Origin of the sequence: Streptomyces sp. NBRC 110611 (genome assembly GCF_001590865.1) — a bacterium.
Classification (GTDB): Bacteria; Actinomycetota; Actinomycetes; order Streptomycetales; family Streptomycetaceae; genus Streptomyces.
In genome coordinates, this window is record NZ_BBUY01000003.1 from 191,090 (window position 1) to 205,857 (window position 14,768).

Consider the following 14,768-nt stretch of genomic DNA (forward strand, 5'->3'; position numbering starts at 1 on the left):
ACGCGCGGTGACAGCCCCGGCCGGGCAGTAACCAGCGCAACAGCAGTTCGAAGATCCACGCGTATGTTTGCGCATGCTGTCAACCTCCCGAGGGTTGGTGGCCACGCCCCGGGGCCGGTCGGACGGTCGCCGGGGTCCTTACTGGCAGTCAGCATGCCGACGGGAAAGGGCTGCAGTGTTCCGAGATCAGGAACACTGCAGCCCTTGACAGATGCCTACCGCATGCCTGGATTGCCTACATGCCAACCCAGGCGGCGAGCGAGGAGAGCCCCTGCGGGGCCCGTCTCTGCCTACGGACCAAGACAGCGATGGTCTCGCGCATCAGCGGGTGGTACCTGGCGTGCTGCGGAGCAATCTCTCGTGCGCGATGCAGGGATCCTTCTGCTGCTTCCGCCTTCCCCATCTGCGCGTAGGCGCGGGCCATTTCGATGTGATACCTCCCGATCCGCATCTTGGGATGATCGGCGGGGAAGTGAAGCGTACGGGCCGACTTCAGAGCATCGCCCAGATTCCCCAACTCCACGGCCGTGGCGACGTCGAAGTGAGCCACGTTCGTCGGGCCGAAGGAGGCCCAGTAGACACGAGGGACATCCCGGCCGATCTGCTTCGCTGCCTGACGCGCCAGGTCCAGGTGGCCATCGACCGCGTCTTTGTTCTTCGCCTGCGCGGCGGCAATGGCCCCAGCCAGATAGAGGGTTCCGGATACCGTCAATGACGGAACCGATTTCCTGGCGTCGTACTGCTCCACGAGCTGATGCCCCCGCTCCAGCACTTTGAGAGCCATCTGATAGTTGCCACGTCGGAGCAGCATGCTGCTCCGCTTACTCAGGCGGAGAGCGAGCAACAACGGATCCTGAGCTTGTTCCGCCATCCATCCCATACGCTCCAAGGCGATCATGGCGAGTTGGTGGTAGCCCAGTCGATAGGCAAACTCGTAAGCCACCCAGTACGCCCAACTCAGGGAGGCAGCGGCCTGCTGCCGTTCCGCGCCCTGCGGTAAGAGGCTCACCGCAGTTGTCAGCTCCCCCAGCAGTCCGGGCAGCTTGGACCCAATGCCCTTGTATTCCGCTGCGCAGGCACCGACACACAGCTTTTCCACGTCTGCTGAAATGTGGGATACGGGCCGGGGGTTGATGCCCAGTTCCGGCCCGAGGTCGTATAGGTAAGCGCTTCGGACAGCGGCGCGATCAATCGGTCCAGCTCGTCCTGCTGCATCTCTGATACGTATGGCTGGCCGTTGAGAACAGCCACATCAATCTCCAGGACGCGCGCAACCGCAGCCACAATGGCGGGAGTTGCGGGGCTGAGTCCGGCTTCTACTTTGGCGATCGTTCCCCGGGAGACAAAGGCACGCTGCGCCAAACCGTTCTGAGTGAGATGGCGCAGTTTCCGGTAGTCGGCAATCCTCGCGCCGATGTGGTCGTCGGTGTGGTGGGGCATACTGTGCTCCGTTCTGACCTAGACACTCAGAACGGTACCCCTGCCAAGAATTCATGGGCACGGGTGAGCGGCCCCCGTCGCCTGACGGGGGCCGCTGCCCGCGCCCAATCTCACCCGCTCCGGCCGTCCCCGTCTTGGGCAGGTTCTCCCCGGCTCGTCACCAGGCCACCGGGCTCAGCGGCGTAGCAGTCGCTTCTGCAGGGTTTCCAGCGGACCGTGTTCGAAGCGTCGCAGCCACAGGCTCGCCCCCGTCACCAGTACCAGGCAGATCGTCGCCCACAGGCCCATCACCCACCACGGGCCGCGGTCGGCCCAATGGGACGCAAGGCCGAGGCCGAGGCCGTAGCAGGCCAGCATGGCGAGCACGTTCTGCAGGACGTAACAGGACAGGGCGGTACGGCCGACCGAGGTCAAAGCGACAGTCACAGCGGAGGTCAGGGTGGAGGGCTGGGGGTCCGGGCGGCGGAGGCGGTCCATGGCCATGCCGATGAGGCCGAGGTAGCCGATCGCCAGCACCGGCGCGGCCAGATACCGCTCCAGGAGGAAGAAGCCCGAACCCCACAGCAGGGTAAAGGCGTTGAGGGGGAGGCCGATTCCCAGCCCCCATCCGGCCAGCCTGCGGCGGATGCGCCGTCCCGCCGCATCGTCCTGGAAGGCCCCGGCCCGGAAGAGCCGTACGCCGAGCAGGAACAGGAACACCAAGAGCGCGAAGGAGATCACCGGTTCCATGCGCAGCACCGCGGCATGCGACAGCCGGAAGAGGATCTGTTGCGCGTAGCTCCCCTCGGCGTACAGCGTCACGGCGCCGGCATCGGCATCGGCTCCGCCCTGGCCGCCACCGCTCCCGCCGCTCTCGTCGCCCGAGGTGAGCACGACAGCGACCGTCATCAGCGTCGTCGCCGTCAAGTGGAGTACGCCCATGGTGATCCACGTCGCGCGCTGGGCCCGCGCGGAGCGCGTGAGCAGCCACGCCACCAGCATGGCGACCACCGCGTACCCCATCAGCACATCCCAGGCGAAGACGAGGACGAAGTGGACGGTCCCCTCGGCGAAGAGGAACAGCGCCCGCCACTTGTACTGGCCCGGCCATGGCTGCCCGTGCTTGGCCGCTGACCGGAACTGGATGGCCAGCCCGACCCCGAAGAGAATCGTCAGCATCGCCAGGAACTTGCCGTTCGCGAGGCCCCGGAAGACCGTCTCCGCCACCCCGGCCGGGGAGGACCAGTCGGACCCCGCCGCGGGCCCGGCGCCCCCGGTCAGGACGCCCCACTCGGCGCCCGGCGCGGCGAAGATCCAGATGTTGCTCATCAACGTCCCGAGAATCGCCACCCCCCGCAGCACATCCAGCAACGGCAGGCGCGCCCCCGCCCCTTCCCCGGACCCGGCCCTCCCGGCGGCCCCCTCCGCCGCCGCGATCCCCCGTGCTCCCGCCACCTCGGTCACTCCAACTCCCCCCGGCGATCCTCACTTTCCCACCATGGTCGAAGCGCTCGGCACCGGATTCCTCCTCCGCAGCGACGAAAGCCCGGTACATCCTTCGATGTAGTTCAGGGCCAGAGGGGGGCGTTCCTCCGTTCCGGAAATGGCAACAAAGGTTGCCTGCTTTGCACACCGGGCGCACTCTGTCGGCGGAGGCGATCGCCATGGCGATATGAGCAGGACGCCGACGCGCAGCTGAAACCAGAGACGTGCAGCAGAAGCCAGAGAAGTAGAGAAGTAGTGAGAGGACGCGGGAATCATGGCAATGGCAATCGACAAGGCTCCGCACGACAGTGCTCCCTACGACGTCATCGTGATCGGCGGCGGGGCCGGCGGGCTGAACGCGGCCCTGGTCCTGGCTCGCGCCCGGCGCCGGGTGGCGGTGGTGGACTCCGGGTCGCCGCGCAACGCCCCGGCCGCGCATATGCAGGGCTTCCTGTCCCGCGACGGGATGGCGCCGCAGGCCCTGCTGGAGGTCGGCCGGGCCGAACTGGCCGGGTACGGCGTGGAGATCATCGACGCCCAGGTGGACGGCGTCGACCGCGTCGTCGGCGTCCCCGCCTTCGACGTCCGCCTGTCCGGCGGCCCCGTGCTGAGCACCCGGCGGGTAGTGGTCGCCACCGGTCTGCGGGACGAGCTCCCCGAGATCCCCGGCGTACGGGAGCGGTGGGGCAAGGACCTGCTGCACTGCCCGTACTGCCACGGCTACGAAGTCCGGGACCAGCCGATCGGCGTGCTGGGCACCTCCCCGGCGGCGGTCCAGCACGCGCTGCTGCTGCGGCAGTGGTCGAGCGACATCGTCCTGTTCCCGCACTCGCTGGAGCTGACCGGCGAGGACCGGGAGCGGCTGGCCGCCCGCGGCGTGCGGATCATGGAGGGCACGGTCAAGCAGCTGGTCGTGGCGGACGACCGGCTGCGCGGGGTCGAGCTGGCCGACGGCCACGCGGTGCCCCGCAGCACGGTCTTCGTCGTATCGCGGATGGTGCCCAACGACGCCCTGCTGACCGAGCTGGGCTGCGAGCGGGACGACCAGGGCTGGGTGGCCACCGACCGCACCGGGCGCACCAGCGTCCCCGGCGTCTGGGCGGTCGGCAACGTCGTCGACCCACGGGCCCTGGTGATCAGCGCCGCCGGAATGGGCTCCGCCGCCGCGTTCGCCATCAACCATGGGCTGGTCGACGAGGACGTCGAGCAGGCCGTCGAGGCGTACCGCGCGACGGACGAGCAGTCCCAGTCCCAGTCCCCCGAACCGGCCCACGCCGCTGCCGCCGGCCGGCAGTAGCCCACAGGTCCCACAGAGCCCACAGGTCCCACAGAGCCCGCAGAGCATTGCACGCCCATCTATGGACACTCGTTACATAACTGTGAGACGGCTGTCATGCGGGTCGTGGAGCATCATCGTGTCATCGTGCCCCTACCATGCCGATCGCGCTGTCTGGAAGTTCTGTGCCCCGTCGCCGCCCCCTGCCGCTCCGCCTCCCGGCACGGGCGGCCGGCTGCGTCGTGGCGGCGATGGTCGTCATCGCGGCGCTGATGGCGGGGTGCACCGGGAACGGAACCGGTGAGCCCAAGAGCGCCGGGCAGACACGGATCGCCTCGGCCCCGGCGCGGCTGTGGCCCGAACGGTCGCCCGCGCCACCGCCCTCGCCGGACAAGATCGCCCCGGACCGGCCCTCGCCGCTCTCCGGGCTGCCCCGGGTGCCGTCCGGCGACATCCGTAGGCTGAACGTGCTGGACGTCGTCAAGGCGCAGATCGCCGAGGACGCCCGCAACGAGATGCCGGCCTTCGAAGACGCCGAGATCCGTAAGATCACCCGCTGCGGCACCGATCCCCGGCACTGCCCCGTACGGTCCCCGCAGTACCAGGACCTGACGCACGACGGGAAGAACGAACTGATCGTCGGCATCGAGGGCAGCGAGCACACCCTGACCGTCTGGGCCTACACGCTCAAGGGCGGGGTCGTGAACCGGATCCTGGACACCGCCGGCACTCCGCTGTCGATGGAGGTGTCGGACGGTGATGTGATCATGCGGGAGCCCACCGACAAGCCCGGGTACGAGGCCCGCACGGTCCACTCGTGGAACGAGGAGGACCAGATCATGGACATCCGGGTCATGGAGTTCGACCGGGCGGTCTCTCCCCCCGCGCCGGGCGCCTCGAAACCGGGCACCTCCAAGCCGGGCGCCACCCCGCCCGGATCCCCCGGATCCCCTGGCTCCCCCGGCTCATCACCCGGATCCCCCGGTTCATCCGGATCCCCCTCACCGAGGCATACGCCATGAGCCGTACCGCCCGGCGGCGGGCCGCGCTGCGGCTGCCCTCCTGGACGGCGACGCTCTACTGGAAGTTCGCGGTCTTCATCACGGTCATGTGCTGCACCCTCGCCGCACTGCTCGGCATCCTGGTGCACGTCCTGGTCGGCCAGCAGACCGAGAGCCAGGCCCGCACCTTCGCTCTGGACAGGCTGGAACGGACGGTGGACACGTACATCGCCGGGGAGTCCCTCGGTCCGAATGCCGCGGTGGATCCGCCCGACCTCCCCCGTGACCTCCGCGAGATGGCCGTACGGAAGAAGGAGCGCGGCACCCAGCTCGCGGACCACGAGGGGAAGCCGGTGATGTGGGCGGTCGCCCCGGTCGACGGCGGCCGGGCACTGGCCGTACGCGTGGACTACAGCCGCCGGGCCGACGCCCTCCGCGGACTGGACCGGGCGATCATCGGCTCCTCGGCCGCCGCGATCGGCACCACCCTGCTCGTCGGGCTGGTCGCGGTCTCCCGCATCACCCGGCGGCTGCACCACACCGCCCAGGTCGCCCGCCGGATCAGCACCGGCGATCTCGACGCCCGGGTCCGCGACCGGCGTGCCCTGCGGCCCGATCTCGCCCAGGACGAGGCCGCGGCGGTGGCGGCCGCGCTCGACGCGATGGCCGCCAACCTCCAGACCAAGCTGCACAGCGAGCAGCGCTTCACCGCCGATGTGTCCCACGAGCTGCGCACCCCGCTCACCGGACTGCACGCGGCGGCCGAACTGCTGCCGCCCGGCCGTCCGACCGAGATGGTGCAGGAGCGCATCCAGACCATGCGCCGGCTCACCGAGGACCTGCTGGAGATCTCCCGGCTCGACGCCCAGGTCGAGCGCGCCGACCTCGGCGTCCACCGGCTGGGACCGCTGGCCGAGCGCGCGGTGCGGGCCACGGGGCTGGCGGCCGAGGTCCGGGTCGTACGGGACGCCCAGGTCGAGACCGACCAGCGCAGACTCGAACGCGTCCTGGGCAATCTGATCGGCAACGCGCACAAACACGGCCGCCCGCCCGTGGTGGTCACCGTCGACGGCCCGGTCATCACCGTACGGGACCACGGGGACGGCTACCCGGACGAGCTGCTCGCCCATGGCCCCCAGCGTTTCAAGACCAACACGGGCGACAGCCGACGGACGGGCCATGGGCTGGGCCTGACCATCGCGGCCGGGCAGGCCCGCGTCCTGGGCACGACGCTGACCTTTTCCAACGCCCCCGACGGCGGCGCGATGGCCACCCTCGTGCTGTGCTCGGCCTGACACACGTGCTGCGCGCGACCTGAGCCCACTGCGTGCGCCCGCTGCGTGATCCCACTGCCTGAGCCCGCTGCGTGCGCACCGGTTCACTCGGCGGTGACGCCGACCAGCGCCAGCGTGATGTTGTCCGGGCCGCCCGCCTCGATCGCGGACTTCCAGAGTTCGAAGGCGGCGCGGCCGCTGTCATGGACGCGGAGGAGTTCGCCCAGGGCCTCCTCCGGGACGGGGTCGGTCAGGCCGTCGGTGCAGATCAGGTAGCGGTCGCCGGGGGTGAGCGCGCGGGCGCTGACGTGCGCGGTGATGGCGCTGAACTGGGGCGCTCCGCCGAGCGCCTGGGTGACGAGCGAGGTCGTGCGGCGGCCCGGCGGCAGCGGCGGGCTGTCGTCGACGCTCACCTGCCGCAAACCGTCCCCGGTCACGTCGAGCACCCGGCTGTCGCCGACGTTGAAGACGAGGAGGGACTCGGCGAGGACGACCGCGCCGGCGACCGTGGTGCCCATGGTGAGCAGCTCCGGGTCCTTGTCAGCGGCGGCGTACAGCGTGTGATTGCACAGGTCCAGGGCGTCCCGTACGGCCTGCTCGCTGTCGAGCGTCGGACCGCAGGCCGCCAGCTGCCGGACGGTGAGTGCGCTGGCGACCTCGCCGCCCGGCTGGCCGCCGATGCCGTCGGCGACCGCGACGACGAGCGGTGTCCCGAGCGGGAAGATCAGCGTCTGTGGGTTCTCGGTGACCGTGCCGCACAGCGTCCAGGGGCCCGCCACCAGGCTGTCCTCGTTGTGATCACGAAACAGGCCGGGGTGGCTGAGGGCAGTCACCGTGATGTACGACGGCATGGCCGGTCCGCCTCTCTCCTCAGCCGCCGGCCGGACCGTCACGGATCGGCCCACCGTCAGCGCCGGTAGCGCCCCCTCCGCCCGTGCCGCCCGCTCCGCCCAGGCTCCGGCGCTGCATGAGCCGGGAGACGTCCCGACCGGTGACGATGCCGACGAGACGGCTGCCGTCGACGACCAGGATGCGGGGGCCGGTGCGCAGGGTGAGCCGGTTGAGCGCCTCGTCCAGCGGTTCGTCCGGGGCGGCGACCGCGCACTGGGACAGCGGGGTGGCCACCTCACGGACCCGCAGCGTCTCCCGCTCGGCCTGCGGTACCGCCGCGAGCCGGCCGAGCTGCACCAGGCCGCTGGGGCGGCCCTCGAAGTCGAGCAGCGGAATCGCCGAGTGGCGGGTGGTCGCCGCGATCTCGTCGATGAAGCGCTGGACGGTCAGCCAGTCGGCGCCGGTGTCCGCCGGGCTGGACATGGCGTCGGCGACGCGTGCGCCGCGCAGCGAGGTGGTCAGCGTCGCGCGGCGCCGTTCCGCCCCGGCGACGATCATGATGAAGAGGCCCACGAAGATGATCCACAGTCCGCCCGGTGCGCCGCGCAGGACGGAGATCCAGCCGGCGGCCGTCATCAGAAGGCCCATGATCTGGCCGCCACGGGAGGCCGCCAGATCGGCCCGTTCACGATCTCCGGTACGCCACCACAGCACCGCCTGCACCACCCGTCCCCCGTCGAGCGGCACGGCCGGCAGCAGATTGAAGACGGCGAGGAAGAGATTGGCCCAGCCGAGCCAGAGCAGGATCACGGCAGGGATCTCCGCCCAGCCCGGGAGGTACCGCAGCCCGATGCCCGCGCCGAGCGCGACGCCGCCGATGAGCATGCTGGTGAGCGGGCCGCTGAGGGCCACCGCGAGGGCCGCGGCCGCGGTCTGCGGGCGGCCCATCCGGGTCGTCCCGCCCAGTGCCCAGAGGGTGACGTCCTCGACCGAGATCTTCTTCCGGAGGGCGGTCGCCGCGTGGGCGGTCTCATGGAGCAGCAGGCTGCCGGTGAGCAGCGCGGCCCCGGCGACGCCGCCGACGGCGTAGACGAGGTCCGAGCGCCCGGGCGTCCACGCGGGCAGGGCCTGCCTGCCGAGTCCGAACGCGAACAGCCCCACCAGCAGGGGCACGCTCCAGTGCATCCGCAGCGGGACCCCGACCACACGCCCAATCTGGACAGAGCCGTTCATTTCCTCCTCACCCACCACAATTGTCGCGCATGGAATCTACGCTGGACGGTGACGGACACTGCCGTACGGCTACGTACCGCTGTCGTACGGCCGCCGCACCGCTGCCGGCCCCGGACGACCGGAGGAGCGTCATCATGGGCAACAGTCACCACTTCCACCTGGATCAGGGGGGCCACTCGATCACCGTGAACGTGGGCCCCGGCCGGGACGGCGAGATCGAGCTGCTGGTCAACGGCAAGGTGGTCGCGTACCAGAAGGATCACCAGCCGGGGATGAACATCCTCACCGGCGAACTCCCCGACGACCCCGCCCACCCCTTCCGCATCCTCCTCCGCCAGCCACGCCTCATCCCGTCACCACCCCGCTGCACCCTGCTCCTGGACGGCGTGGAGCACCCGATGCCGGAACGCCTGGTGATCTGAGCACGCCGCTCGGCGCGCTCGACGGCCAACCGTCCGTGATCCCGGCTCGCCCCCGCCTTGCCCTCACCTCGCCCCCGCCTCGCCCCGCCGAACACCCGTTGACCGAATACTTGTCCCCTTCCCGTGGGTAAACAGCTCGCGAATGGAAAGGGTGTTAGGGGCACTCAGGTGGGACTGCGGCCCGTTTGATGACTCGCATTCCGCGCAGGGAGGGACCGTCCGCGATGAAGGCTGCCCCTCCGCATCCCGAATCACTGCGTCTTGAGCCACAACTGGAGCCGCCGCTGGCGTCGTTGCTGAGGGCGCCGGCGTTTCTGCACTCGCTCGTCGACGCGCTGGGATCGCCGCTCAATGTCGTCCTCCCGGAGCGGCTGGCCGAGAACGTCGAGCGGTTCCGCGCCGTGCACCGCCGGCACAGCCTGTCCGGCCAGGTGTTCTTCGCGCACAAGGCGAACCGTTCGAGCGCCCTGGTGCGCCGGCTCGCGGCGACCGGCGCCGGTATCGATGTGGCGTCGCTGGGTGAGTTGCAGCACGCGCTGGGGGCCGGGTTCGCGCCGGACCGGATCGTGGCGACGGGGCCCAAGGATCCGGAGTTCCGCTGGCTGGCCGCGCTGAGCGGGGTCACCGTCGGCGTCGACGGCCAGGGGGAGTTGGCCGAACTCGCCGCCCTCGTCCGGGGCCGCGGGCTGGCCCGCTTACGGGTCCTGCTGCGGCTGTCCGGGTTCGAGGCGGCGTCCGGGATCACGGTGCGCTCCCGGCAGAGCCGCTTCGGCACGTCCGTGAAGGCGCTGGACGGGCTGCTGGACGAGCTGGAGCGGCACAAGGACGTCGTCGAACCGGTCGGGGTGGCCTACCACCTCGACACCACCAGCCTCGACGAGAAGGCGATCGCCCTCGAAGGCTGTCTGCGGGCGATGGACGCCCTGCGCCGCCGATGGGGAGACCGCCCGGGCCCGTCGGGGCATGCGGGCAAGGGGGGAGCCCGCGCGTGGGCGGTGGACATCGGCGGGGGCTTCGGCGCCAACTACCTTGCCGACGCGGACGACTGGGACCGGTACACCACTGCGCTCACCCATGCCGTGCTGGGCCGCCGACCGCCCCTGACCTGGCGCGGGCACGGCTACGGCCTGCGGGTCGAGAACGGCACCCTGCGCGGCGCGCTGAGCCTCTACCCCGCCCACCGCCCGCTCTCCGGCGCCGCCTACCTGGACGCGCTGCTGTCCCGGCCGGCCGCGGCGCTGGGCGGCCGCCCGCTGGGCACCCTGCTGCTGGAGAACCTCTACGACCTCTACAGCGAGCCGGGCCGGGCGCTGGTCGACCAGTGCGGGCTGTCCCTGGCCAGGGTGCTGGAGGTACGGCGTACGGAAGCGGGCGAGCGGATCGTACGGCTGGCCATGACGGCCGGCGACGTCGCGCTGGAGGAGCACGGGGTGCTGATGGACCCGGTACTGGTCCCCCGCGACGGCACACCACCGGACGCCGCCCACGCCGGTCCCGACGTGGAGCCGTCCGCCGTGGAGCCGTCCGCCGTGTACCTCACCGGCAGCCTGTGCCTGGAGGCCGACCTGATCACCCGCAGAACCGTCTTCCTGGCCCGTCTTCCGCGTCCGGGCGATCTGCTCGCGTTCGCCAACACCGCCGGATACTGCATGGACTTCAGCGCCACCAGCGCGCAGCGACAGCCCGTCGCACGCAAGGCCGCCGCCTGGGAGGAGGGCGGTTCCTGGCGCTGGTGCCTCGATGAGCAGTACTGGCCGATCTCACCGTCAGGGGGACTTCAGGCATGAGGTACGACAGCATCACCGACGCCATCGGCGACACCCCGTTGGTCCGTATCGACCCGGCGGTGCACGGCCTGCGCCATATCGACCTCTACGCGAAGCTGGAGATGCTCAACCCGTTCGGCTCGGTCAAGGACCGGGCGGCCTGGCACATGGCGCGGCCGGGGCTGCCCGACGCGGTCGAGCGCGGGGCGACCGTCATCGAGCTGTCCAGCGGGAACACCGCCAAGGCGCTGGCCGTGATCGCCGGCATGCACGGCCTGCCGTTCAAGAGCGTCACCAACCGGATGCGGGTCCCGGAGATCAAGGAGCTGCTTCTGCTGCTGGGCGCGGAGATCGAGGAGTTGCCCGGACAGACCGAGTGCCTCGACCCCACCGACACCGAGGACCCGCTCACCCTCTTCCACCAGGAGCTGTCCCGGCCCGGCAGCCCGAGCCTGCACACCGACCAGTACTTCAACGTGCTCAACACCGAGGCGCATGCGACCGGCACCGGTCCGGAGATCGTGGCCGACCTCGGCGGCCGGGCCCCGGACTGGTTCTTCGCCTGCGTGGGCACCGCCGGATCGTCCACGGGAGTGGCCAGGGTGCTGCGCGCCCACGACCCGGCGGTCCGGGTGGTCGGGCTGGTCGGCCAGAAGTCCGACTTCATACCGGGCATCCGCAATGTCGACGAGGTGCACGAAGTGGGCCTGTTCGACCCGGCCACGTACGACACGATCGAGGCGGTCGGCGCCGACGAGGCGATCGACGGGATGCTGACCCTGATCCGCCGCTGTGGCCTGCTCTCCGGCCCCACGGGCGGCGCCGCCTACCACGGCGCGGTACGCCATCTCCGGCCTCTGGACGCGGAGTTGGACGGGGTATCGGGCGCGGATTTGGACGGGGTGCCGGACGGGGAAACCGGTCGGCGGCGGACCGCCGTCTTCATCATCTGTGACCGCGTCGAGAGCTACCTCAGCTACGTCCGCGAACGCCGGCCCGAGCTGCTGGGCCGCCCGCCGGCGAAGAACTCCGTGGCCACCCTCACCGACGCCGAGGTGCGCGCGGCCACCGCCGTCGACACCGCCGACGCCCAGAAGTGGATCGCCGCCGAGCACCCGCTGGTGGTGGACCTGCGCGGCCCGTTCGCGTACGCCGCACTGCACATCGACGGCTCGGTCAACATCGTCGACGAGCTCTTCGACGAACTCCTCCGCGGCGGCCTGCCGTTCAGCAAGGGGCAGCCGGTCCTGCTGGCGTGCCCGGTCGGCGAGAAGTCCGCGCGGTACGCGGCGCTGCTGACCCGTATGGGCCATCCCGATGTCCGCAGCCTGGCGGGCGGCATCATCGCCTGGCGCGACGCCGGTGCCCCCCTGGTGCGTGACTGACATGGGCACAGGTCGCGCTACGGACGGCACCTCGGACGACCTGGCCGCACTGCGGTCGTGGCAGGCCCCGCTGCGTGCCCAGTTTCCGATCATCACGGCCCACCCGGAGCTGGCCTACCTCGACAACGCGGCCACCTCGCAGAAGCCGCAGGCCGTCCTGGACGCGGTGCACTCCTACCTCACCACCTCCAACGCCAACGCCGGCCGCGGCACCTACCCCTGGGCCAACGCCACCACGGCCCTGGTCGAGCGGACCCGCGACCGGGTCAAGCGCTTTCTGCACGACCCGGACCCCGGCCGCTCCGCCGTCCACTTCACCAGCGGCACCACCGAGGGCCTGCGCACCATCGCCCTCGACTGGCTGACCGCCTTCCTCACCGACGGCGACGAGATCATCGTTCCGTTCGCCGACCACCGGGCGAACCTCGATCCCTGGCTGGAGGCCCAGCGCCTGCTGGGCTGGCGCGGCATCCACGTCCAGGTCCGCCAACTCCCTTACCAGGCAGGCTCCGGCGACTACGACCCGGCGGCGCTCGCCACGCTGCTCACCCCCCGCACCCGCTTCCTCGCGGCCACCCACGTCCACCACGTCTACGGCGGCGACATGAACGTCCACCGCCTCCGCGAGACGGCCGGCCCGGACCTGCCGATCTGCCTCGACGCCGCCCAGAGCGTCGGCCATCTCCCGGTCTCCCTGGCCGAACTCGACGTGGACTTCGTGGTGTTCTCCGGGCACAAGACGCTGGCCCCGCCGGGCACCGGCGCCGTGTGGTCCCGGGGGGTGCGCGGCCCCGCCTTCCGTCCCGGCGGCTGGCAGGGCACCCCCAACACCGCCGGTATCGCCGGGCTGGCGGCGGCCCTGGACTGGCTGGACGCGGCGGGTCCGGACCGTATCGAACGCTGGACGGTGGCACTCGCCGCCCGGCTGACCGACGGCCTGAGCCGGCTGGCCCCCTACGAGATCCTCGGCTGCCGGGCGAGCCTGCCGGCCGCCTCCCAGGTGCAGCGCCGCCGCAGCATCGTCACCTTCCGGCACCGCGACATCGGCTCCAACGACCTGGGCTTCATCCTCTACAGCCATGGCTTCATGGTCCGTTCCGACCACCACTGCCAGGCCGGCACGGACGCCGGTGCGAAGGACGGCTCCGTACGGGTGAGCCTGCACGTGCACAACACCCCCGAGGAGGTGGACGCGCTACTCTCCACCCTCACCAGTCTGCAATGATTTTCACAACCAATCAGTGACGATCATCGTTGTGACCTTGGGTGTGATGCTGCGGTGTCGGGGACGGGGACGGGGACGGCGACGGGAACCGGGATGGGGACAGGGGGGACCGCGGAGGTACGCGTCGCTTCCGGCGTGAGCGTGGCGACCGCGGCCCGCTGGGTGCGCCGCTGGGAGAAGCAGCAACAGCGGTACGCGGTGGACCGCGACGAGCGGCTCACCGTGATCGCCGACGTGGTCGAGCACATCACCACCGGCCGCCCCGCCCCCCTCATCGTCGACCTCGGCTGCGGTCCGGGCGCCCTGGCGGCCCGCCTCGCCGACCGGCTGCCGCACGCCGAGGTCCTGGCCGTCGACGCCGACCCCCTCCTCCTCGAACTGGGCCGCTCCCACTACGGCTCCGCCACCCGCTATGTCGAAGCCGTCATCGGCCGCCCCGGCTGGCTCGACGCCCTCGCCCTGGACCGCCCGCTCGACGCGGCCGTCTCCACCACGGCGCTGCACTACCTCGACGAGCCGGCCCTCCGCCAGGTCTACCGGGACCTGGCGGACCGGCTCCGCCCCGGCGGCGTCCTCGTCAACGGCGACCATCTCTGCCAGGACGCCGAACGGATCACCGAGCTGGCCCGCACCATCGGACACCGCCGAGCCGAACGGCTGAGTGCCTTCACACACGAGGACTGGGACTCCTGGTGGGCGGCCGCCGGCACCGACCCCGAACTCGCCGCCCTACTCGCCGAACGCCGCAGCCGCCCCCTGCCCACCAGCGCAGGCGCGGACCTGACCCTCTCGGGCCACACCACCCTCCTGCGCGAGGCCGGCTTCGCGCACATCGGCGCGGTCTGGCAGTTCGGCAACAGTCACGTCCTGGTGGCGGTGCGCTGAGGCGGCGGCCCGGTCGGCAGCGACGGCGCTGACGTAGGCGCAGTTGGGCCAGGCGGACATACCGCGGGCACGGACGATGCGCTCACCGACGGCGATCTGTTCCTCGCGGGTGGCGAGGTCGGCGCGCGGGGCGTAGCGGTCGCCGCCGTAGGCGCGCCAGGTGGCGGAGTCGATCTGCAGGCCGCCGTGGTAGCCGTTGCCGGTGTTGATGTGCCAGCGGCCGCCGGACTCGCAGTCGGCGATGCGCTCCCAGTCGGGCCCCGGCGGGCCGTCGGCCCCGGCCGGACCGGCGACGGGCGGGGCAGCAGCGGTCGGAGCGGCAGCGGTCGGAGCGGCCAGGCCGAGGGCGGACAGCGGGACGAGCAGCAGGCACAGCAGCGTCCCGGCGGACCGCCTGATGAAGGGCGACGGGGACCATGGGGTGAGGTGCGACGTGGACGGTACGGCGCGCGGTGACGGGGACCGTTCAGGGGGGTGCGACAGGGACCGTTCAGGGGGGTGCGACGGCATCACGGGAATCCTCCGCAGTGCTCCGGCAACGCCGTGGCGGACCATCCGCCACGGCC

The 14,768-nt window shown here is 71.2% G+C and carries 13 protein-coding genes and 1 pseudogene; 8 read left to right on the forward strand and 6 right to left on the reverse strand.

Going from position 1 to position 14,768, the window contains the following annotated elements; genetic code table 11:
* Nucleotides 1-235 precede the first annotated feature (235 nt).
* The 3 genes from AZE13_RS09035 to AZE13_RS09040 all read right to left on the reverse strand — a co-directional run bounded on the left by AZE13_RS09035 (nucleotide 236) and on the right by AZE13_RS09040 (nucleotide 2,874).
* Nucleotides 236-1,099, reverse strand: a complete 864-nt coding sequence (locus tag AZE13_RS09035) for an XRE family transcriptional regulator (protein WP_258527665.1) — start codon at nucleotides 1,097-1,099, stop codon at nucleotides 236-238.
* Nucleotides 1,018-1,440, reverse strand: a complete 423-nt coding sequence (locus AZE13_RS37915) for a helix-turn-helix domain-containing protein (RefSeq protein ID WP_258527666.1) — start codon at nucleotides 1,438-1,440, stop codon at nucleotides 1,018-1,020. Before AZE13_RS37915 ends, AZE13_RS09035 begins: the two co-directional genes overlap by 82 nt.
* 174 nt (nucleotides 1,441-1,614) lie before the next feature.
* On the reverse strand, nucleotides 1,615-2,874 hold the full coding sequence (locus AZE13_RS09040) for a DUF418 domain-containing protein (RefSeq protein WP_398780129.1): 1,260 nt from the start codon (nucleotides 2,872-2,874) through the stop codon (nucleotides 1,615-1,617).
* A 304-nt stretch (nucleotides 2,875-3,178) separates the two neighbouring features.
* Between AZE13_RS09040 and AZE13_RS09045 the strand changes: the two genes are divergently transcribed.
* The 3 genes from AZE13_RS09045 (at nucleotide 3,179) to AZE13_RS09055 (ending at nucleotide 6,476) form a co-directional block, all read left to right on the forward strand.
* Nucleotides 3,179-4,201 carry an NAD(P)/FAD-dependent oxidoreductase gene (locus AZE13_RS09045; protein WP_079123841.1) on the forward strand — a complete coding sequence of 341 codons (1,023 nt, stop codon included), beginning with the start codon at nucleotides 3,179-3,181 and terminating at the stop codon, nucleotides 4,199-4,201.
* 164 nt (nucleotides 4,202-4,365) lie between these two features.
* Nucleotides 4,366-5,202: a hypothetical protein gene (locus AZE13_RS36755; RefSeq protein ID WP_066928854.1), complete on the forward strand. Its 837-nt coding sequence runs from the start codon at nucleotides 4,366-4,368 to the stop codon at nucleotides 5,200-5,202.
* Complete coding sequence (locus AZE13_RS09055; RefSeq protein ID WP_066928856.1) at nucleotides 5,199-6,476, forward strand: sensor histidine kinase; 1,278 nt, start codon at nucleotides 5,199-5,201, stop codon at nucleotides 6,474-6,476. The genes AZE13_RS36755 and AZE13_RS09055 overlap by 4 nt, the downstream gene beginning before the upstream one ends.
* Nucleotides 6,477-6,559: 83 nt before the next feature.
* Here the strand turns inward: AZE13_RS09055 and AZE13_RS09060 are convergent, their stop codons facing one another.
* Nucleotides 6,560-7,306, reverse strand: coding sequence for a PP2C family protein-serine/threonine phosphatase (locus tag AZE13_RS09060; protein WP_066929520.1), 747 nt, complete (start codon nucleotides 7,304-7,306; stop codon nucleotides 6,560-6,562).
* A 19-nt stretch (nucleotides 7,307-7,325) separates the two neighbouring features.
* Nucleotides 7,326-8,519: a site-2 protease family protein gene (locus AZE13_RS09065; RefSeq protein WP_066928858.1), complete on the reverse strand. Its 1,194-nt coding sequence runs from the start codon at nucleotides 8,517-8,519 to the stop codon at nucleotides 7,326-7,328.
* A 29-nt stretch (nucleotides 8,520-8,548) separates the two neighbouring features.
* Between AZE13_RS09065 and AZE13_RS09070 the strand changes: the two genes are divergently transcribed.
* The 5 genes from AZE13_RS09070 to AZE13_RS09090 all read left to right on the forward strand — a co-directional run bounded on the left by AZE13_RS09070 (nucleotide 8,549) and on the right by AZE13_RS09090 (nucleotide 14,202).
* The gene (locus tag AZE13_RS09070) at nucleotides 8,549-8,941 is read left to right on the forward strand and encodes a hypothetical protein (protein WP_258527668.1); all 393 of its coding nucleotides are present in this window, start codon (nucleotides 8,549-8,551) and stop codon (nucleotides 8,939-8,941) included.
* A gap of 224 nt (nucleotides 8,942-9,165) precedes the next feature.
* Nucleotides 9,166-10,728, forward strand: a complete 1,563-nt coding sequence (locus AZE13_RS09075) for a diaminopimelate decarboxylase (RefSeq protein WP_066928862.1) — start codon at nucleotides 9,166-9,168, stop codon at nucleotides 10,726-10,728.
* On the forward strand, nucleotides 10,725-12,092 hold the full coding sequence (locus AZE13_RS09080; protein WP_066928864.1) for a pyridoxal-phosphate dependent enzyme: 1,368 nt from the start codon (nucleotides 10,725-10,727) through the stop codon (nucleotides 12,090-12,092). Before AZE13_RS09075 ends, AZE13_RS09080 begins: the two co-directional genes overlap by 4 nt.
* A gap of 1 nt (nucleotide 12,093) precedes the next feature.
* Entirely contained in the window at nucleotides 12,094-13,317 is a 1,224-nt protein-coding gene (locus AZE13_RS09085; protein ID WP_066928866.1) for an aminotransferase class V-fold PLP-dependent enzyme, read from the forward strand.
* Nucleotides 13,318-13,410: 93 nt separating this feature from the next.
* Nucleotides 13,411-14,202, forward strand: a complete 792-nt coding sequence (locus tag AZE13_RS09090) for a class I SAM-dependent methyltransferase (RefSeq protein ID WP_066928868.1) — start codon at nucleotides 13,411-13,413, stop codon at nucleotides 14,200-14,202.
* Nucleotides 14,203-14,253: 51 nt separating this feature from the next.
* Here the strand turns inward: AZE13_RS09090 and AZE13_RS33810 are convergent.
* Nucleotides 14,254-14,757: pseudogene (locus AZE13_RS33810) on the reverse strand (transglycosylase family protein); the annotation flags it as partial.
* Nucleotides 14,758-14,768 lie beyond the last annotated feature (11 nt).